Here is a 20266-nt window from a genome sequence, read left to right as displayed (position 1 = left end):
TAGCCGTGCGCATCGCAGGCTGCGACTATGAACCGCACCCGAGAAGCCGGCGTGCTGCCCATTCTGGTGACGGGCGCGGCGGGCAGTGTCGGCGCTGTCGGACGATCTGTGGTCGAAGGCCTTCGGCGACGGGACCTGCCCGTCCGGGCGATGGTGCGTCGAGACGACGAGCGGGCACAGGCGCTGCGCATGACCGGTGCCGAGGTCGTCGTCGGAGACCTGACGCGCGCGGGCGACATCGCCGATGCCCTGGCCGGCTGTGCACGCATGTACTTCGGCATGGGTGTGTCGGCGCAGTATCTGCAGGCTGCCTTGACGGCGGCGGCCGTCGCGCGTGCGTACGAAGGCCTGGAAGCATTCGTGAACATGTCGCAGTTGACTGTCTCCGAGATGGACCTCACCAGCACCTCCGAGTCCGTGCAGCAGCGGCAGCAGTGGCTGGTGGAGCAGGTCCTCGGCTGGTCGGGCCTGCCAGTTGTCCAGCTCAGGCCCACCGTGTTCATGGAAAACCCTCTGTTTCGTGCCGGCTTCTCCTCGATCGCGAAGGACGGAACCATCAGACTGCCCTTCGGCCAGGCGAAAACCTCCCCTGTGGCGGCCGGTGACGTCGCCGCGGTCGCGGAGGAGATCCTGGCCGACCCGGCCCCGCACATCGGCAGGATCTATGAGCTGACCGGCCCGCGTTCGGAGGACGTCGCCGCCATGGCGGCGGAGTTCTCCACAGTTCTGGGCCGACCGGTTGGGTACACCGACATTCCCCTGCAGGAATGGATCGACGACGACCTCAGGCCGCTGGGGCTGCCCGACCACGTCTTCCAGCACATCACCACCATGGCTCGCCTTCACGCGGAGAATCGATACGACCGCAAGGCAGAAGGGGTCGAGCAGGTCACCGGGCGATTTCCTTCAGGGGTGGCCGAATATGTCCTTAAGAATCCCAGCCTGTTCAGCCCCTGAAGCCGCTCAGGTCGGGCTCGGCGGGCCGCGGCTGCGGGGGCCGGGTGCAGATCGCCGAGGCCATCCAGTACCTGGGTTCCGACAAGGCGAGCTACCTCACCGGCCACCGTCGACGGTGGACTCACGCAGGCGGGCCTCTGCTCCCGAACTCGTGAACCGCGAACCCGGGTAGGCAGGTGATGATGATTTCCGGTTGCGTCAGTGGTCGTCCCAATGCCCCTCATGGGCGGCGTGGCGGTGGCCGTCGTGTACATAGTCGACGTGGTCCTCGTGGGGCACTGCAACGTGTCCGCACCCCTCGCCGTGCTGGTGGCCGTGACCCTCGTGGGTGGTGTGTCCGGCGGTCACGCACTCGTCGACGTGGCCATCGTGCGACTTGTGCAGATGCCCGTCGTGCACGTAGTCGGTGTGGTTGCCGTGCGGGACTGCGACGTGGCCGCAGTCCTTGCCGTGGGTGTGGTCATGGTTGCCGTGGGTGCGGTGTTCGGCGGCAGTGGTCATGTGCTGCTCCTGGGTGTGCCGTTCGGCGGTCTGCGGGCGGTGCTGACGCAGGCCGTCCATCGTGAAGTCAATATATGACAATTCGTGTATGTGTGAGGGGAATGTCGCGACAGCAAGCGCAGCTGGTGGGAGACGGCGGACCGCTCCATGGCGACGGCAGGGCCCGCCGTACGGCTCACGCACGGAACCGCACGGGTACACATCCGGGAGTTCGGCGCACCGGTTGTTCTGGCAGCAGAGCGCGATGGCGCTGTTCCGGCCATGGGCCGGTGAGGCTTAGCGGCGGGTGTAGCTGGAAACCAATATTTCCGAACGATTGTCGCAGCGACGGTCGGCCGACAGGGGGAGGGGTCTCACGTGGATGCGCCCTTGTATCTGAGGCCGCGGGTGGATCCGCCGCTCGCCTCGCTGCTGGGGGCCGCACCGTTGCTCCACTCGCTCGTCGACGCGCTGGGGTCTCCGCTCAACGTCCTGCTCCCCGAGATCATCGCCGAGAACGCCGCGCGCTTCCGTGCCGTCTACCGACGCCACCATCTCGCCGGGCGCGTGTACTTCGCGCACAAGGCGAACCGGTCCAGCGCGCTGGTGCGGAGACTGGCGGCAGAGGACGTGGCCGCCGTCGGTGTCGACGTCGCCTCGCTGGAGGAACTGCGGCACGCTCTGAGCTGCGGATTCACCGGTGACCGGGTCATGGCCACCGGCCCCAAGGACGCGGAGTTCCTGTGGCTGGCGGCACGGGTGGGAGCGACGGTGAACCTCGACTCGCTCAGCGAGCTGGAACAGCTTTCCAGCCTGGTGCGTACGCACGGTCTCGGCCGGGTCGCCGTACTGGTGCGCCTGTCCGGATTCGAGTCGGCCGCCGGTCACGGGGGAGCGGGCACACGGTTGCTCTCGCGCCGCAGTCGCTTCGGTACCCCGGCGCGGGACGCGGAGGTGCTGCTGTCGGCTCTCGAACGGAACGCGGACGCCGTCGAGATGACCGGTGTCGCCTACCACCTGGACACCACCGGTGTGGAGGAGAAGGTCCGGGCCCTGGAGCAGTGCGTGCTGTTCATGGACGAGTGCCGGGCGCGTGGCCTTGCACCACGTGCCGTCGACATCGGCGGTGGGTTCGGAATCGGATACGTCGCCGAGGCCGGGGAGTGGGAACGGTGGACCACCGCGCTGAGCGAGGCGGTCCTCGGTCGCCGCCCGCCGCTGACCTGGCGCGGTCATGGTTACGGGCTGCGCAACGAGGGCGGCACGGTGCGCGGAACCGCGGCGCTGTATCCCGGCCACCGTCCCACCGCCGGCCCCGGCTACCTCGATGAACTCCTCTCGCTGTCCGCACCGGTCCTGGGCCGGCCGCCGGCAACCCTCCTCCTGGAACACCTCCACGACCTGTACGTCGAACCCGGTCGTTCCCTGGTCGACCAGTGCGGACTGTCGCTGGCGCGGGTGCTGGACGTGCGGCCCGCGGATTCGGACTCCGGGCAGTACCTGGTACGCCTCGGCATGAACGCGGGGGACATGAGCCTCGAGGAGCACGGCGTACTCGTGGACCCCGTGCTGCTGCCGCGCGGGGAGCCGGGAAAGGGTGGGGAAGGACCGGTCGGCGTCTTTCTCGCCGGCAATCTGTGTCTGGAGGCCGATCTGATCACCCGCCGCCTGGTGCACCTTCCCGAGCTGCCGCGCACGGGCGATCTGCTGGCCTTCGCCAACACCGCCGGCTACGCGATGGATTTCCACGCGCACCGCGCGCAGCGACAGCCGCTCGCCAGAACGGTCGCGGTGGAGTGGCGAGGCGACTCCTGGCACTGGTGCCTGGACGAGGACTACTGGCCGATCACCTCCCCGAAGGGAATGCCCGCATGAGGTACGACAGCATCACGGAAGCCATCGGCAACACACCGCTGGTGCGCATCGACCCCGCCGTGCACGGGCTGCGCAACATAGACCTCTACGCGAAGCTGGAGATGCTCAACCCGTTCGGGTCCGTCAAGGACCGGCCCGCCTGGCACATGGCCCGCCCCCATTTGGAGGCCGCGGCCGACGGCGACGGGACGGTCGTGGAACTCTCCAGCGGCAACACGGCCAAGGCCCTCGCCCTGCTCGCCGGCATGCACGGGCTGAAGTTCAAGAGCGTCACCAACCGGATGCGTGTGCCCGAGATCAAGGAATTGCTCCTGCTCCTCGGCGCCGAGATCGAAGAGCTTCCGGGGCGCAGCGAGTGCCTCGACCCGACCGACACGGACGATCCGCTGACCCACTTCCACCAGGCGCTCTCCGACCCCGGCAGCACCTACCTGCACACCGATCAGTACTTCAATCCGCGCAACGTCGAGGCGCACGCGGCGGGCACCGGACCCGAAATAGTGAAGGACCTCGACGGGCGGGTGCCGGACTGGTTCATCGCCTGTGTGGGCACGGCCGGTTCGTCGACCGGTGTCGCCAGGGTCCTGCGCGAGCACGACCCGCAGGTGTGGGTCCTCGGCCTGGTCGCCCACAAGTCGGACTTCATACCCGGCATCCGCACGATCGACGAGGTCCACCAGGTCGGCCTGTTCGACCCGGCGACTTACGACACCATTGAGTCGGTGACCTCCAGCGAAGCCATCGACGGGATGATCACGCTCATCCGCCGCTGCGGACTGCTGTCGGGACCGACCGGAGGCGCCGCGTACCAAGGGGCGGTACGGCATCTGCGGCACGTCGACACCGAGTTGAAGGACACGGGGAGGCGCCGGACGGCGGTCTTCATCGTGTGCGACCGGGCCGAGAGCTACCTGAGTTACGTGCGCCGGCGCCGCCCGGAAATCCTGGGCCGGGCGGACCGGGGGCACTCCGCCTCGACTGTCACGGACACTGAGGCCCGCGCGTTGGCCCGCGTCATCGATGTCGGCGATGCCCGGCGCTGGGCGGCGGCGGGCGAGCCCCGGCCGCTCGTCGTCGACCTGCGGAGCCCGCACGCCTACGCCGCCCTGCACATCGAGGGTTCGGTCAATATCGTCGACGAACTGTTCGAGGACCTGCTCCGGGGCGGGCTCCCCTTCAGCAAGCGGACGCCCGTGCTGCTGGCCTGTCCCGTCGGCGAGAAGTCGCTGCGCTACGCCGCTGTGCTGACCCGGATGGGGCACCCGGACGTAAGGAGCCTGACCGGCGGAATAGTCGCCTGGCGGGACGCGGGCGCTCCGCTGGTGCGCGAATGAGCGCCGGGCAGCCGCTCCCTGGTACGGAGCGGGATACGGACACGCTCTGGCAACGGGAGTTGAGGGAACAGTTCCCGATCATCGGCGCTCATCCGGAGCTGGCATATCTCGACAGCGCGGCCACGTCCCAGAAGCCGCGAGCCGTACTGGAGGCCGTCCAGGCCTACCTGACGACGTCGAACGCCAACGCCGGCCGCGGAACCTATCCCTGGGCCAACCGGACCACGCAGCTGGTGGAATCGACCCGGGAACGGGTCAAGGAGTTCCTCCACGATCCCGATCCCGACCGCTCTGCCGTCCACTTCACCGGCGGAACCACCGAGGGACTGCGCACCATCGCCCGTGACTGGCTCGTCCCGTACCTCAGCGACGGAGACGAGATCCTCGTGCCGTTCGCCGACCACCGCGCAAACCTGGAACCCTGGCTCGAAGCCCGGCGGCTGCTGGTCGAGCGCGGTATCGACGTGCGCGTACGGGCACTGCCCTACCAGGAGATCTCCGGCGACTACGGCCACCGTGCCCTCGGGGACGTCGTGGGCCCACGAACGCGCTTCGTGGCCGCCACCCACGTCCACCACGTTTACGGCGGTGACATGAACGTGCACCGCATCCGCGCGGCGGTCGGTCCGCAGATTCCCATCTGCCTGGACGCCGCACAGAGCATCGGCCATCTGCCCGTTCACCTCGACGATCCCGCCCTCGACGTCGACTTCGTGGTCTTTTCGGGGCACAAGGCGATGGCCCTCCCCGGTACGGGGGTGGTGTGGGCCCGCAACGTGCGGGGACCGCTGTACCGGCCGGCCGGCTGGCAAGGTACGCCCAACACCGTGGGCATCGTGTCGCTGCGGGCGGCGCTCGACTGGCTGCACGCGGTCGGCACCGACCGAATCGCCCGCTGGACGGCCGGTCTGACGACCCGGCTGACCGACCGGCTGCGGCACCTCGGTCCGTACGAGATAGTCGGCTGCCCCTCAAGCCTGGCCGCCGACTCCGGGCTCCCGGTCTCCCAGCGCCGGCACGGCATCGTCACCTTCCGGCACCGTGACATCCCGTCCGACGACCTGGGATTCATCCTTTACAGCCACGGCTTCATGGTGCGGGCCGACAGCCTCTGCCAGGCCGGTGCGGGCAAGCAGGACGGATCGGTGCGGGTGAGCCTGCATGTGTACAACACGGCGGAGGAGATCGACCGCCTGCTGACCGTCCTCGCATCACTGACGTGAATGGCAGGTGATAACCGTTTCCACTTGTAGGTTCGTGGTGTCCACGGACAGGTGAGAGACGGAAGAGGTGGCGCCAGCGATGGGCGTGAGCATGGCGACGGCCAGGGCGTGGGTGGAGCGCTGGGAACGGCAGCAGAAGCGGTACGCGCTGGACCGCGAGGAGCGGTTCACCGTGATCGCCGATGTCGTCGAGCACGTCACGGCCGGCCTTTCCCGGCCGCTCCTGCTCGACCTGGGCTGTGGCCCTGGTTCCCTGGCCGCCAGACTCGCCGACCGTCTTCCGGACACGGAGATTGTCGCCGCTGACATGGACCCCCTGCTGCTGGAGCTGGGGCGGACCCATTACGCCGACGCCGCCCGCTATGTCGACACCGTCATCGGCGAAGAGGGCTGGGCCGAAGCCCTCGGGCTGGAACGTCCTCTGGACGCCGCCGTCTCGACGACCGCCCTGCACTACCTGCCCGAGCCCGTGCTGCTGTGTACGTACCGCCGTCTCGCCGCCCTGCTGCGCCCCGGCGGCGTTCTCGTCAACGGCGACCACTTCCCACCGGACGGAGCACCGTGCTCGGACATCACCGCGTACGTGGGCCGTCGGCGGGCAGAGCGGACGGGCGGCCACAACCACGAGGACTGGCGGTCCTGGTGGCGCGCGGCGGCCCGCGACCCGGAACTGGCCCACCTGTTCGACGAGCGCGAGCGGCGTCGGTCGGCCCGAGGTGGGGGCGGGGGCGGCGGCCACCTGAGCGCGGGCCGCCACGCCGAGTTGCTGCACCGGGCGGGCTTCAGTCATGTCACGCCGGTCTGGCAGTTCGGTGACAGCGCCGTGCTGGTGGCGGTCATGGGCGACGGGCCCGGAGCCGCTGCCGTCGGCCGGCCATGAGTCCGCGCGGCGGTCGGGCGGCCGCGCCGCGCCCCGCCGCCGGGCCTGGTGGGCTCGGGGGCGGGGCGCGGTGGTGGGCAGAGGGTTCTCCGGTGGAGCGGCCTACTGGTACTGCGTGGTGACGCTCACGCCGCCGAAGTCCTGCTGTCCGGCGGCGAGGCTGAAGTAGACCCAGCCGGAGGGCGGGTTGTTGATGGTCAGCGTCTCCTTGTTGCCGGCGTTGGTGGACTTCGCCTGGTACGAGGTGGTGGTGGCCCAGCTGGTGCCGCTGTAGTACAGGTCGGCGTTGCCGGTGCCGCCGGTGCTGGTGATGGTCAGTTGCTGGACGCCGGCCGGCAGGTACAGGAAGTGGTAGCTGTAGTTGCCGGTGGTGGCCGCGAGGTTGTCCCGGCGGCAGTTCTTGTCGAACTGGCGCGGGTCGGCGATGGTGCAGAGCGGAGTGGACGGGGCCTCCGGCAGGGGGCCGCAGTCGTCGGTCGCGCAGGTGGTCGTCAGCCAGGTGGCGAAGTCGGCGTCGTAGCTGGTGCCGATGGTCTGCTTCAGGAAGGTGCGGGCACCGTTCCAGTCACCGGTGCGGTACTTGCCGAGCACGGTCTCGACGTCCGCGGGGTGCGCCTGCAGCATGTAGCGGACCGCCAGGAAGCCCCACCGGTAGACCCTGGCCGAGTTGACGTCGGGGTCCTCGTCCTGCCCGTAGACGGTGTCGAACAACTCGCTGAGCTTGTAGGTCTTCTTGCCGGCCTCGGCGATAGCGCCGGCGTTGCGCTCCTGGCGGTAGCCGTACGAGACGTTCTCGGCGATGCCCTCGACCCACCAGATGGTCGGCGTGGTCTGGCTGGCCTCGAAGTCGCCGTACATGTTGTAGCGGCCGTCGAGGTAGTGGGTGTACTCGTGGTTGAGGTTCCAGATCTCGAACCTGGGGCGCAGCCAGGACGCCTCGTGGGCGATGAAGCGGGCCTGGTTGCCCGGCTTGGACGGGTCGCCCTCCTCGTACATGCCGCCGTTGTCGACGTCGATGTCGTAGATGGCCCAGGCGTACAGCGAGTACTGGGTGTAGTCGTCGAAGACGACGACCTCCAGGTTGGTGTTCACGTCACCGGCGATCGGGCCCTTGTCGCCGATCACCCGGTGGAAGTAGTTGTCCTGGTTGATCAGGCTGGTGCAGGTGGTGGCCAGCTGTCCGGGGGACATGTCCTGGGCGCGGATCTTCAGGTCCGGGGTGCAGGTGTGCTGGATCGGCAGGACCACCGGGAGTACGCGGCTGCCCAGGTCGCAGATGGCATAGGCCTGGCAGTTGCCCTTGTCGTACTGGCGCGTGGCCCAGCCCAGGTTCATGGTGATCGGGGCGGTGGGGCCGACGTTCGGGTAGCGGTTGATCAGGTCCTTCAGCAGCGGCCGGACCCGGTCCTTGAGCTCGGGGACATCGAGGGCGTAACCGAGGAAGCGGCCGATGTTGCTGACGGTGTCCCAGCGGTTCAGCTGCGCGTCGTTGCGGATGATGAAGTCGGCCCAGGTGTTGAGGATGGCGGGATCGGCCTTGAGCGCTGCCCGCCAGCCCCGGCCGTCGTTCTTGGCATTGAAGCCGTTCTCGACGACGCGCTCGGCGTTCTCGAGGGAGAGGGCCATCCGGCTCGGCCAGGTGGCGTCGTAGCCGGCGAGCAGCCACTTGACGACGCCGGCGTACCGGCCGGCCTCGTGGGTGCTGTCGATGAGCGTGACGACCTCGTTGAGGGTGTCGCCGTTGGCGTCGGTGATGTCCTTGCTGTGCGGGGCGGCGAAGAAGGCGTCCAGCGCGCCGCGGGCCGAGGTCTGCAGCGCCGTGCCGTAGTCGCCGACGACATCCCCGTGGTTGTCCTGCACGTAGTAGCCGGCGCGCAGGAACATCACCAACTGGCCCACGGAGGTGCTGTTGTCGCCCGGGTAGGTGGCGGAGGCGTCGCGCAGCGCGTTGGCGACGGTCACCATCTGGGGCTCGCGGAACGTCTTCCCGGCGTCGGCCCCGGTGAGGTTGAACAGCGGGTAGGTGCAGGTGACCCTGGGGAGGGCCTTGAGCTGCTGGATCAGCGCGCTGCCCGTGGCGTTGATCACTCCGGACAGGTCGCCGCATTCGTTCCCGTCGGCGGCGGCCGAGAACTGCTTGCCGGCCTTGCCGGCCTTGCCGGGTTCGGCGGTCGGGGCGGCGGCCGGGGCGGACTCTTCGAGGGAGTCCTGTGAGGAGATCTTGAAGCCGGAGCCGTCGGTCGTGGCGTCGGGCGACTTGGGGACCGGGATCGACCGCGGTGCCGGGGCCGCGGGTCCGGCGGCGTTGGTGCCGACCGGGGCCGCGGCGCCGGCGGGGGTGGCCTGGCTTTGCGGCGTGAACAGGCCGAGCGCGATGAAGAAGGCCGCGCCGAGCGCAGGGAGTCTGCGCGCGTTGGCCGTTGATATCCGGAATGGACGCATCTGCGGGGGCCTCCGGGGCCGTCGTGGCCGCACGTTGGGGCATGCGACCTACTGATGTGTGACATGTAAAATGGCACACGCTCCATCACGCGGGAAGATTCCGGATCGGATTGCCGCCCGTCGCAACCGAAACGTTGCGAGAGCGGCGGTGTGAGGGTTCGTAGTTGGTGCGCTACTGAGCTGGCGGTCGAACAGGTCAAGTCGTGGTCGCAGTGGGTGGCTGTCGGCAGGGAGCGGGGAGCCACGGTGCGTTCGAGCGCCATCGCGGCGAGGTGCTCGATCAGCTCGGCGACGCGCGGACCGGCCGGACGCACGTAGCAGTGACGGCTCTGCCGTTCCTCGGTTAGCTTGTCTACAATGTCCGCCACTACTTCGGACTTGGCCCGGAACTCGGCCATTCCTACCGCACCCAGACACCCCGCAGCTCGCAAAGGCCTGTCGCAGAGCCTGCGCTCGACGGCAACGCGCCCAACTGAGTTCAGGCGGCCTGGCCGAAGCCGGAGGTCAGGTCCCTGAGCGTGCGGTCCTCGCCGGTACGGTCGGGCGCCTGGGGATTCAGTGCGAAAACGCTGCTGTCCATGAGGGCCTCCTCCGTGTGTGCTCAGTCGGGCAGGAGGGTGGTGGGTGCGAAAGCCACGGGCAGTGCCACCGCGCAGGGGATGCCGCGTTCTTCCAGGTAGTCCGCCACTGGGAACGTCCTGTCCGGGCTGCGGGTGTCGGCGATGAGCAGTGCGCCCAGCGCCTCCTCCGTCATCTCTTCCATCACCGGGAGGAACCGCCCCTGTCCCGGCAACCCGAAAAGGTACAGAAAAATGCCATTGGTCGACAGGGCGATGCGGCCGGAATCCATCGCGACCGTGATGGTGCGCGGCGATCTCCGAGCGGGTTGAACGAAAGGCGCCTGACGGGTGAAAACCCAGGTCAGGCGCCTTCTTTCGTGCGTCTAGAAGAAGCCCAGCTTCTTCGGCGAATACGACACCAGCAGGTTCTTCGTCTGCTGATAGTGCTCCAGCATCATCCTGTGGTTCTCGCGGCCGATTCCTGACTGCTTGTATCCGCCGAAGGCGGCATGGGCCGGGTACGCGTGGTAGCAGTTCGTCCAGACTCTGCCCGCCTGGATGGCGCGGCCCGCCCGGTACGCGGTGTTGATGTCGCGGGTCCATACGCCCGCGCCGAGGCCGTACAGCGTGTCGTTCGCCGTTCCGATCGCGTCGTCGAAGTCCGAGAAGGGCGTCACCGCCACTACCGGGCCGAAGATCTCCTCCTGGAAGACCCGCATCCGGTTGTCGCCCTCGAGGATGGTCGGCTGGACGTAGTAGCCGCCTCCCAGTTCCCCGTCGTACTCGATCCTTTGACCGCCCGTGAGGACCTTCGCACCCTCCTGCTGGCCGATGTCCAAGTACGAAAGGATCTTCTGCAGCTGGTCGTCGGAGGCCTGGGCGCCGATCATCGTGTCCGTGTCCAGCGGGTGTCCCGGCACGATCTGTTCGGTGCGGGCGATGCCCGCCTCCAGGAATTCGCCGTAGTGCCCGCGCTGGATCAGTGCGCGCGACGGACAGGTGCAGACCTCGCCCTGGTTGAGGGCGAACATGGTGAAGCCTTCGAGGGCCTTGTCGCGGAAGTCATCGTCCGCGTTCCACACGTCGTCGAAGAAGATGTTCGGCGACTTGCCGCCCAGTTCGAGCGTCACCGGCTTGATGTTCTCGGAGGCGTACTGCATGATCAGCCGCCCTGTGGTGGTCTCGCCGGTGAAGGCGATCTTCGCGACGCGCGGGCTGGAGGCGAGGGGTTTGCCGGCCTCGGCGCCGAAGCCGTTGACGATGTTGACGACGCCGGGCGGAAGGAGGTCGGCCACCAGCTTCAGCCATACGTGGACGGAGGCCGGGGTCTGTTCGGCCGGCTTGAGCACCACCGCGTTGCCCGCCGCGAGCGCCGGGGCCAGCTTCCAGGTCGCCATCAGGATGGGGAAGTTCCACGGAATGATCTGCGCGACGACGCCCAGCGGCTCGTGAAAGTGGTACGCGATCGTGTCGTCGTCGATCTCGCTGAGCGATCCCTCCTGGGCGCGCAGCGCACCGGCGAAGTAGCGGAAATGGTCGATCGCCAGGGGGATGTCGGCGGCCAGGGTCTCGCGTACCGGCTTGCCGTTGTCCCAGCTCTCGGCGACCGCCAGTTCCTCCAGGTGCGCCTCCATCCGGTCGGCGATCCTGTTGAGGACAGAAGCGCGGTCGCCTGCCGCGGTGGCTCCCCATGCGGGGGCCGCTGCGTGTGCCGCATCCAGGGCACGTTCGACGTCCTCGGCACTGCCGCGGGCGATCTCGGTGAAGGGGCGGCCGTTGACGGGGCTGGGGTTCTCGAAGTACTGGCCACGGGCGGGCGGGACGTACGCGCCGCCGATCCAGTGGTCGTAGCGGGACTCGTACGAGACGATGGCGCCCTCGGTGCCCGGCGCAGCGTAACGGGTCATCTCTGTGGCCTCCCGGATCCGGTGCCGCCCGCCGTTGGACGGCCCTCGGTTCGAGAATACGCAGCGCCACGTTGCAACCCCGTTGCGTGGGCTTCGGGGGAGTGGCTAGCGCTGCTCGGCGTCCAGCGCCCGTGCCCTGGCGAGGAGCGCGGGTCGCTGTCCGGCGGGTACGGCCGCGGCGAGCGCCTGCCAGACCGGAAGATCGTCCTCGCCCCACGGGCTGTGGGCCCAGTCGGCCAGCAGCCCCGGGTCACCGCGTGCGATGAGCGCTGTCCGCAACTGCTCGTCGAGCCTGCGCCGCAGACGGATGACAGAGGGTGCCTGCGAGCCCGGCAGCAGCGGACCCGCGTAGGCCCTGAGTGCCGCAGCCACTGCGCCGGATGCCAGTCTGCGTGCCACCGTGTCGAAATCGGCGTCGACCGGCGCGGAGAGACGGTAGGGACGGGAAAGGAGGAGTTCGGGGCCGAGCAGTCGCCGCAGTCGGGAGAGCTCGGCCCGCAGAGTTACCGGGGTCACCGACTCGTCCTCGTACAGTTCGACAAGGAGTTCGTCGCCGCCGACGCCCTCGGGGCGGCGGGCCAGCGTCACCAGGATCTCGCTGTGCCGCCGGCTGAGCGGGATCTTGCGGCCTCGCGCGACGAGCAGGGCCTCGTCCCGGCCGAGCGCACTGAGCTGTACGGTCTCTCCGGCGGGCGAGGGCGCGAGGAGTGCGAGCTGCGACTCGGCGGCGCGTGCCACCGCCTGCACGAACGCCAGGCTGTGCGGATGCGCCAGCCGGTCCCCTCCGGTGATGTCCACGGCGCCCAGAACCCGTCCCGTGTGCGGGTCGTGGAGCGGCGCAGCCGCGCAGGTCCACTGCTGGACCGGCCGCAGGAAGTGCTCGGCGGCGAAGACCTGCACCGGCCGGTCCACGGCGATGGCCGTACCCGGCGCGTTCGTCCCGGCCACGGACTCGGCCCAGCAGGCGCCCTCCACGAAGTTCATCCGGCCCGCGGCCCGTCGGGTCGTCGCGTGTCCTTCGACCCACAGCAGTCTGCCGTGCGCGTCGCACACCGCGAGAAGATGTTCGCCGTCCGTCGCGTACGCGCTCATCAGCTCACGGATCAGCGGCATGGCAGGGGCCAGGGGGTGCCCGTCCCGGTAGGGCCCGAGGTCGTCCGTACACAGCTCGACCCTGGCCGCGCCGTCCGGGCTGACCCGGGCCCGGGCCGATCGCCGCCATGACTCGCCGACCACCGGACGCACCGGCCTCTCCAGCCGTCCGGCCGTGGTGAACACCTCGTGTGCGTGCAGCAGTTGGTCGAGTCTTTCACCGGGGTCCGTATCGGCTGCCAGGGCCACCCAGGGGTCCGTCAACTCGCCCTCCCGTCCAGAGGCTTCGTGCACACCCCATCGTGGCCGCAGTCGACGCCTGCGACAACACGGTGTGGAGAGCATTCGGGACGCGGCGGCGAAGGTGCGTCAGCCGGGTCCGTAGAGATTGACAAGACGGATGTAGCGCACCCAGTCCCAGTTCGGGCCGGGATCGGTGTGGTCGCTGCCCGGGACCTGGGCATGGCCGAGGATGTGCGCACGGTCCTTGGGGATGCTGTAACGGTCGCAGACCGAGGCGGTCAGCAGCGCCGACTTCTCGTACATGGCGTTGGTGAAGTACGAGGGCTGGTCCACCCAGCCCTCGTGCTCGATGCCGATGCTGCGCGTGTTGTAGTCCCAGTTGCCCGCATGCCAGGCGATGTTCCGTTCCCGGACGCACTGGGCGACATAGCCGTCCGTCGACCGCACCAGGTAGTGCGCGGAGACCTGTTTCGCGGGGTTCTGGAAGATCCCGATTGTGTCCGAAAACGTCTCCTGAGCGACATGGATGATCACGTACTGGACGGGATAGGCCGAAGGCCGGGTCGACGCCGTGTAGTTGGACGTGGAAGCGGGTGCCCAGTGGGCGAGCGGATAGTCCGTGTCGCCTGCCGTCGTGGCAGCTGCGGCGCGGGCCGAGGCGGGGAGCAGCGTGGTGACCGCCGTCGCGGCGGCGCCCTGAAGAATCCTTCTGCGGCGCATGAACACTCCTGTGGGGGGAGGGAGTCAGGGGCTGGACAGCAGTGTTGCGGTCTTCGGCAGATGGTGGTGGAGTCCGCGATGGGGATCACCTGCGGGCAGTCGCTCCTGCGGATCTTCGCCACAGGTGTAGTGGGTGTCGCACACATGGGCCCATGGCGCCTCGTCGGCCTGGCCGACCAGTTGATGGGCACCACCGGCCGTGGACGCGTGCCGAGCCACTGCGCGGCCGAGCGTGTCGCGCACCCCAGCGTACGGGCGTCGTGCGAGTGGCGGAATACGGCAGGAGCCCGAATTCGGGTCCGTGGCGGTGGAAGTCGCCGGATCACGGATGCGGATGACCCCGGCACAGGGACCGGGATGCGAGAGAAACCGGGTGCGGACCTCATGTACGGCGGCGTCGAATGGGAGCACACCGCTGAGACCGGGGGCGCTCCCGTGTGGGAGTACGGGGTCAGCCGTTGAGCGGGCGCGGCAGCTTCAGCAGCGTCACCGACGTCTCGATGCCGCTGTCGACGAGTCGGCCGTCCGCGTCGAACGCCTCGGCGCCATCGGTCATCCCGAAGTCGTTGTCGTTGATCAGGGCGAGTGTGTCCCGGCCCGTCACCGCCACGCCCTCGATCTTCCCGGGCACGCCGGCGACCTTGCCGAGGTCGACGACCAGACTCTTGCGGAGCACCGGCACGCCCGAGGCCGACGGGTCGGTGAGCTCCTCGTACGAGGGTGACGTCGCCGGGTCGTCCCATGTGGAGCCCAGGATGCCGGAGCCGCGCGGAAGCGTCACCCGGTGGAGTCGGGCCGCCTTGTCCGTACGCTCCTCGACCAGGATGCTGTCCCGGCCGACCGCGACGACCGAGGAGATCTTCAGCTCGGAGGTGTCGTCCTCGCTCGGGTCCACGACATCCACCGCGTCGGACCGGTAGGCATACTCCGCAGTGACCGCGCGTTTCTTCGTCGAGAAACGAAGCAGCCGCACATTGCGCGACGACTCGCCCGCGTCCTGGTCGGGTACAGAGAGCGGGCTCTGCACCGCAAGCACCAGATCGCCGCCCGGCAGCAGGGCCAGCCCCTCGAAACCGCGGTTGCTCTTTCGGTGCAGGAGTACGCCCGGCAGCGCCTCCACCACCGGATAGTCGGCGCCCGTCAGCCCGAGCCCCTGCGGGACGTATCGGGTCAGCACCCGGCCGCGGGCGGAGACGTGCACCAGCGAGGGGCCGTACTCGTCCACGAGCCAGAAGGTGCCGTCGGCGGCGCGGACGATGCCTTCGGTGTCCAGGCCGTTCGGGTCGTACGCGAGCGGCGACTTCGCGTCGTACGTGTACGGGGCCTCGTCGCGGCCCGGCTGGTTCGACAGGCCGGTGACGGCGGCGCCGGAGCGGGTGGTCAGGGGAATGGCCCTCAGTACCTGGATGTGCTTGCCGCTGACCCGTACCTTGACGATCGCCGGGTCGAAACCGGGGACCGGGAAGGTGCGCCGCTTCTTCCCGTCGATCTTGATCTGGCCGTTGGGGCCGCGGTCCGTCACCGTCCAGAACTCGCCCTTGCGGCCCGCCGGAAAGATGTCGCTGCCGATGCCGCCGAGCATCACACCGCGGTCGTCGGCAACCGTCCCCGGGAGCAGCCCGTTGCTGAACCCCGCCAGCGGAACGTCGCCGAGCACGGCGCTCCCGGTGACCCGCACGGTGCGTTCCGGACGCTCGTGCCGGTCCTGCGCGCCCGTTGCCGTTCCGGCGGCACACACCGTTCCGAGCAGGGCGAGCGGCAGGCCGACGGCAAGAGAGCGACGGACAACACGCTTGGACATGGGACCTCCTGAGACACAATCAGCTCGTACGGCCGCCAGGGTCCGTCCTCTTGTTCAATGCACGGTGACATCGAGTTGAACGCAAGGGCATAACACGACGACGGGCGAGGGGACTTACGACCTCGCCGTTCGCCGTTGAACGGCCCGACGACTACCTCAGTCGTCCGGCACGCCTGAGAGCCGGTCGGTCACCCGGCAGGCTCTGAACCTCCCAGCGCCGCCGCCGGATCGTCGTCCGCCGGACCTGCCGGAACCCAGCGCCCGCTCTCCTTGCGGTACGGCCACCAGCGTCCGTCCTGCCCGTACCGCAGCTGCACACCGTCTTCCACAGCGGTCCAGTGATTGCCCGCCGACCGCAGCCGGGGCTGCTCGCCCTTCTCCCACGCCTCGGCGAGCCGGGCACGGGCCCTGGCCAGGGACTCCGGATCCGGCGTCCACTCCTCATCCAGCACGGTGAGCGCAGCCGCCCCGCCGTACTGCCAGGCACGCACCGCCGCATCGAGTCCGGCTCGCGGCCGCCCCGATCCGGCTGCCAGCCGTGTCGCGATCCAGGGCTCGGGCCTGGCGTCCGCGACCAGCCGCACGGCATCCTGCTGCGGCGTCAAACCGGCCGGCACCGGCTGCTGTTCATGGCCGGGGCGGAGAGCGTCCGCCAGCATCCGGTGGGCGCGTGCCGCAGTGTCCGTCGCCAGCATCTCCAGTACCGCCGGATCGACGCCGCCTTCCGGTTGGGTCTCCGTGTCCAGCGAAGGCGCAGAACCGGGCTCCGCGGGCAGCGGCGGGGGAGCGGGCAGCGGGGGCAGGATGTCCCGCGCGGCGAACGCCTCGTCCGCCCGTACGCCGCGGTCCTTCGTCCGGGTGCCCGCGGCCCCGGGCCCGTCGGAGAGGGCGGCAGGGCCGAACGGCCCGTGCCCCTGCGCGCGGGCCGCGATGCGTACCTGGAGTTCATCCAGGAGGCGCCGCTCGCCGCGCCCCCGCATGAGCAGCAGGACGAACGGATCCTGGTCCAGCAGCCGCGCCACCTGGTAGCACAGGGCGGCGGTGTGCGGGCAGTGGTCCCACGCCTCGCAGGTGCACTCCGGGTCCAGATCGCCGATCCCGGGCAGCAGTTCCACACCTGCCGCCGCAGCGTCCTCCACCAGGTGCGGGGGCATCTCGCGGTCGAGAAGCGCCGCGATGTGTCCGGCTCTGTCGACGGCCATGTCCAGGAACCGTTCCCACTCCGCCTCGCTCAGCTCCTGGAGGAGTACATCACTGCGGTACGTGGACGAGTCCCGGTCCCGGACGACCGCGGTGATCCGGCCGGGCCGTACGGAAACCGCACCGACCCGGCCCTCGCGGGCGAATCCGCGCCCCTTCTTGAGCTGTTGGCCGTCCAGCGCGGTGTCCTCCAGGGCCTTCAGCCACGTCCGCCCCCACCAGGACTCCGCGAAGCTGCGGCCGTGCGCGGGCGGCAGCGCGGCGAAGGTACGTTCCTGCACCGGCGCCGGGGCGTCGCTTCCGCCGCCTTCGTTTCCTTCACGGTCGTCACTTCCGCTGTCGTATTCGTCGCTCATCGCGTGCCCCCTCGCAGCTCCACCAGATCGGCCAGTTCCGCATCCGTCAGTTCGGTCAGTGCCGCCTCGCCGGAGCCGAGCACCGCGTCCGCCAGTCCCTGCTTGCGGGCCAGCATGTCGGCAATCCGGTCCTCGACGGTGCCTTCGGCGATCAGTCGGTGCACCTGCACCGGCTGGGTCTGCCCGATCCGGTACGCGCGGTCGGTGGCCTGCGCCTCCACCGCCGGGTTCCACCACCGGTCGAAGTGCACGACATGGCCTGCCCGGGTGAGGTTGAGTCCGGTGCCCGCCGCCTTCAGCGACAACAGGAAGACCGGGGCCTCGCCCGCCTGGAACCGGTTCACCATCGCCTCGCGCTCCGCGACCGGCGTACCGCCGTGCAGGAGTTGCGTGCGCACCCCGCGCGCCGCCAGATGCTGTTCGAGCAGCCGGGCCATCTGCACGTACTGGGTGAACACGAGCACACCCGCGCCCTCCGCCAGGATCGTGTCGAGCAGTTCGTCCAGCAGTTCCACCTTTCCCGAACGGCCCTCGATCCGCGGATCCTTCTCCTTGAGGTACTGCGCCGGGTGGTTGCAGATCTGCTTCAGGGCCGTCAGCAGCTTCATGACCAGGCCGCGCCGGGCGAAGCCGTCGGCGCCGGAGACAGCGGCCAGCGTCTCCCGTACCACCGCTTCGTACAGCCCGGCCTGTTCCGGCGTCAGCGACACCGTGCGGTCGGTCTCGGTCTTCGGCGGCAGCTCGGGGGCGATGCCCGGATCCGATTTGCGTCGTCGTAGCAGAAACGGCCGCACCAGCGCGGCGAGCCGCTCGGCCGCCGCCGGGTCGCCGCCCTCGGCGGTCCGTGCATAGCGGGTACGGAAGGTGCCGAGCCGGCCCAGCAGACCGGGGGTCGTCCAGTCGAGGATCGCCCACAGCTCGGACAGGTTGTTCTCCACAGGAGTGCCGGTGAGCGCGACCCGTGCCTGTGCGCCGATCGTCCGCAGCTGCTTGGCCGTTGCCGAGTACGGGTTCTTGACGTGCTGCGCCTCGTCGGCGACCACCATGCCCCACCGGATGTCCGCGAGCTTCGCCGCATCGAGCCGCATCGTGCCGTATGTGGTGAGGACGAACTCGCCGTCCACCAGGCCGGCCAGGCTGCGCGTTCCACCGTGGAAGCGGCGTACCGGCGTACCGGGCGCGAACTTCTCGATCTCCCGCTGCCAGTTCCCCATGAGCGAGGCCGGGCAGACCACGAGCGTCGGCCCGGCGGCCGATTCGATGGTCCGGCGGTGCAGATGCAGCGCGATCAGTGTGATGGTCTTGCCGAGCCCCATGTCGTCGGCGAGACAGCCACCGAGGCCGAGCGAGGTCATGGTGTGCAGCCAGTTCAGGCCACGCAGCTGATAGTCGCGCAGCGTTGCGGCGAGCGCCGGGGGCTGCCCTGCCGTCTGCTGCTCACCCTGTTGCCCGCCGGACTCCGGGTCGGCCACCCGGCGGCGCAGCTGCTCCAGCCAGCCGCCGGCCCGGACGTCGACCCGGCGGCCGTCGACCTCGGTGGAACCGGTGAGTACCGCTCCGAGCGCATCGATCGCAGTGACCTTGCGGTCCTGGGTCTCGCGGGCGCGCCGTGCCTCCTCGGGGTCGATCAGCACCCACTGGTCGCGCAGCCGCACCACCGGCCGGTTGGCCTCGGCCAGGCGGTCCAGCTCGGCGCGGCTGAGCTTCTGGTCGCCCAGGGCGAACCACCAGTTGAACGTCAGCAGCGCATCGGCCGACAGGAGCGGCGGTGTTTCCGAGCCGGTGCGGTCGAACCCCTGGTGCTCCTGGCTCTCCCCGTCGTCGGGCAGACCGATCACCGCGCGTGCGGTGAGCTTGCGGGCCAGTTCCTTGGGCCAGTGGACCTGGACCCCGGTCGCGGCGAGTGCCCGTCCGGCGGTGCCGAGGAGTTCGCCGAGTTCCTCGTCGGCCGGTTCGATGGAGTCGGGCACTGCGGCCGACAACAACGGAGTCAGCGGTGGCCAGGCACGGGCGGCCCGGCGCAACGCCAGAAGGGTATCCATCCGAGCCCGGGGCCCGAAGGCGGCAGCGGTCGGCGCGGTGCCCGCCCAGACCTCGGCGGCATCGGCGACCAGTGCCGGATCACTGACGCTGTGGATCTGCAGGACAGCACGGAAGGACGGCCCGGCGGCCGGCTCACCGTCCTCGTCCTGGGCTGTCAGCCCCGACACCTCCATGCGCAGCGAGAGCCGGACACCCGCATCGTGCCCGGCCGCGACATCGGTGGCCCAGGCCCGTTGACCGGGCAGATGCTGTGGTGCGTCGACGGCGAACGCCGGGCCGCCGGTGGCGAAGGCCGCGGCGGGGGTGCGCGGCAGACCGTCCGCCACCGCGTCGAGGAACGCGCGCAGCAGCTGCTCGGGTTCGGGCAGCAGCAGGGGCTGCGCGGTTTTGTCGAGCGGCACCGCATGGGCCAGGGGCGGCATCGAGGCCGCGAGCGTCCGGATCCGCAACTGGTCGTCGGCGGTCAGCGGCCCGGCCCGCCAGGCATCGTGATCCGTCGCACTCAGCCCCGGCAACAGCAAGCCCCGGGCGGCGAGTTGCAGAGCAAGGAGCGCGGCGGCGCCCCAGAACGCGGCGGCGCCGGAGGCATGCGCCGAGGCCCGTGCCCGCGTCAGTACGGGCAGCGCGTCGCGGACCGGAAGCAGCAGCGCCGGTACGGCATACACCCGCGCGTCGGCGCCGACCACGGCCAACTCCTCGACGGAACCGGGAGCATCGGGCGGACTGCTGCCGTCCGGATACCAGAAGGCGATACGGCCGGTACGGGAAGGGTCCGCGGGCAGGAAGACCACGGAACAGCCGGAGAGTGCGGAGATCTCGGAGAGCGTTGCCGCAGGGAGCCTGTGCACAGCGATGCCGAATTCCTCAAATTTGACTAGTGGGGTCGGGTCGCCGAGGGTACCCCACCGATGCGTACCCCCGTGAGCGGAATCGCCGTGATCCAGCCCACTTTCAGGTGGCCCGGCCGGCCCACGCGACTGCTGGGCAGGACTGTGCGCCGCGCCCTGGGGTGTAGCCGGCCCCTGGGGGAGGGGGCTGACCCCCGATGCCCGATTCCGACGGCGACCGCTGGGGCCACCTCCAGCGCCAGGTCCTCACCCGGTCTTCCCTGAGAAGGCCGCGCGCCTTCCGGCCGGGACAGCTTTCCGCAGGC

The 20266-nt window shown here is 69.6% G+C and carries 15 protein-coding genes and 1 pseudogene; 6 read left to right on the top strand and 10 right to left on the bottom strand.

Translation table 11 applies throughout. The features are described from left to right. Nucleotides 1–66: 66 nt before the first annotated feature. On the top strand, nucleotides 67–957 hold the full coding sequence (locus ACH4EW_RS28225) for an NAD(P)H-binding protein (RefSeq protein ID WP_398261632.1): 891 nt from the start codon (nucleotides 67–69) through the stop codon (nucleotides 955–957). A gap of 198 nt (nucleotides 958–1155) precedes the next feature. On the opposite strand, the gene ACH4EW_RS28220 is transcribed toward ACH4EW_RS28225, so the two are convergent. Beyond that, nucleotides 1156–1458, bottom strand: coding sequence for a hypothetical protein (locus ACH4EW_RS28220; RefSeq protein ID WP_398261682.1), 303 nt, complete (start codon nucleotides 1456–1458; stop codon nucleotides 1156–1158). A 357-nt stretch (nucleotides 1459–1815) separates the two neighbouring features. Between ACH4EW_RS28220 and ACH4EW_RS28215 the strand changes: the two genes are divergently transcribed. From ACH4EW_RS28215 to ACH4EW_RS28200, 4 genes are all read left to right on the top strand, one after another. Continuing rightward, nucleotides 1816–3312, top strand: coding sequence for a Y4yA family PLP-dependent enzyme (locus ACH4EW_RS28215; RefSeq protein ID WP_398261630.1), 1497 nt, complete (start codon nucleotides 1816–1818; stop codon nucleotides 3310–3312). Further along, complete coding sequence (locus ACH4EW_RS28210) at nucleotides 3309–4646, top strand: pyridoxal-phosphate dependent enzyme (protein ID WP_398261628.1); 1338 nt, start codon at nucleotides 3309–3311, stop codon at nucleotides 4644–4646. Before ACH4EW_RS28215 ends, ACH4EW_RS28210 begins: the two co-directional genes overlap by 4 nt. Continuing rightward, nucleotides 4643–5869, top strand: a complete 1227-nt coding sequence (locus tag ACH4EW_RS28205) for an aminotransferase class V-fold PLP-dependent enzyme (RefSeq protein ID WP_398261626.1) — start codon at nucleotides 4643–4645, stop codon at nucleotides 5867–5869. Before ACH4EW_RS28210 ends, ACH4EW_RS28205 begins: the two co-directional genes overlap by 4 nt. 79 nt (nucleotides 5870–5948) lie before the next feature. Further along, entirely contained in the window at nucleotides 5949–6749 is an 801-nt protein-coding gene (locus tag ACH4EW_RS28200) for a class I SAM-dependent methyltransferase (protein WP_398261624.1), read from the top strand. Between the two features lie 102 nt (nucleotides 6750–6851). On the opposite strand, the gene ACH4EW_RS28195 is transcribed toward ACH4EW_RS28200, so the two are convergent. Then, nucleotides 6852–9191: a collagenase gene (locus tag ACH4EW_RS28195; RefSeq protein ID WP_398261622.1), complete on the bottom strand. Its 2340-nt coding sequence runs from the start codon at nucleotides 9189–9191 to the stop codon at nucleotides 6852–6854. Between the two features lie 347 nt (nucleotides 9192–9538). On the opposite strand from ACH4EW_RS28195, the pseudogene ACH4EW_RS28190 reads away from it, so the two are divergent. Continuing rightward, nucleotides 9539–9667, top strand: a pseudogene (locus ACH4EW_RS28190) (flavin reductase family protein); the annotation flags it as partial. Between the two features lie 125 nt (nucleotides 9668–9792). Here the strand turns inward: ACH4EW_RS28190 and ACH4EW_RS28185 are convergent. From ACH4EW_RS28185 to ACH4EW_RS28150, 8 genes are all read right to left on the bottom strand, one after another. After that, on the bottom strand, nucleotides 9793–10041 hold the full coding sequence (locus ACH4EW_RS28185) for a hypothetical protein (RefSeq protein WP_398261620.1): 249 nt from the start codon (nucleotides 10039–10041) through the stop codon (nucleotides 9793–9795). Nucleotides 10042–10134: 93 nt separating this feature from the next. Beyond that, the gene (locus tag ACH4EW_RS28180) at nucleotides 10135–11658 is read right to left on the bottom strand and encodes an aldehyde dehydrogenase family protein (RefSeq protein ID WP_398261618.1); all 1524 of its coding nucleotides are present in this window, start codon (nucleotides 11656–11658) and stop codon (nucleotides 10135–10137) included. Between the two features lie 105 nt (nucleotides 11659–11763). Next, on the bottom strand, nucleotides 11764–13014 hold the full coding sequence (locus ACH4EW_RS28175) for a GAF domain-containing protein (protein ID WP_398261616.1): 1251 nt from the start codon (nucleotides 13012–13014) through the stop codon (nucleotides 11764–11766). Between the two features lie 105 nt (nucleotides 13015–13119). Next, nucleotides 13120–13713, bottom strand: a complete 594-nt coding sequence (locus tag ACH4EW_RS28170) for an N-acetylmuramoyl-L-alanine amidase (protein ID WP_398261614.1) — start codon at nucleotides 13711–13713, stop codon at nucleotides 13120–13122. A gap of 24 nt (nucleotides 13714–13737) precedes the next feature. Then, nucleotides 13738–13932 (bottom strand): hypothetical protein, encoded by a 195-nt coding sequence (locus ACH4EW_RS28165; RefSeq protein WP_398261612.1) that lies wholly within the window; start codon nucleotides 13930–13932, stop codon nucleotides 13738–13740. A 232-nt stretch (nucleotides 13933–14164) separates the two neighbouring features. After that, on the bottom strand, nucleotides 14165–15514 hold the full coding sequence (locus ACH4EW_RS28160) for an esterase-like activity of phytase family protein (RefSeq protein WP_398261610.1): 1350 nt from the start codon (nucleotides 15512–15514) through the stop codon (nucleotides 14165–14167). A 188-nt stretch (nucleotides 15515–15702) separates the two neighbouring features. Further along, a complete protein-coding gene (locus tag ACH4EW_RS28155) occupies nucleotides 15703–17070 on the bottom strand; it encodes an SWF or SNF family helicase (protein WP_398261608.1) in 1368 nt (455 codons plus the stop codon). After that, a complete protein-coding gene (locus ACH4EW_RS28150) occupies nucleotides 17067–19961 on the bottom strand; it encodes a DEAD/DEAH box helicase (protein WP_398261606.1) in 2895 nt (964 codons plus the stop codon). The genes ACH4EW_RS28155 and ACH4EW_RS28150 overlap by 4 nt, the downstream gene beginning before the upstream one ends. Nucleotides 19962–20266 lie beyond the last annotated feature (305 nt).

It is taken from the genome of Streptomyces sp. NPDC018000, assembly GCF_044328025.1.
Taxonomy (GTDB): domain Bacteria; phylum Actinomycetota; class Actinomycetes; order Streptomycetales; family Streptomycetaceae; genus Streptomyces.
Note: the sequence above shows the minus strand (reverse complement) of the source record. Positions and strands in the feature narration are given on the sequence as shown.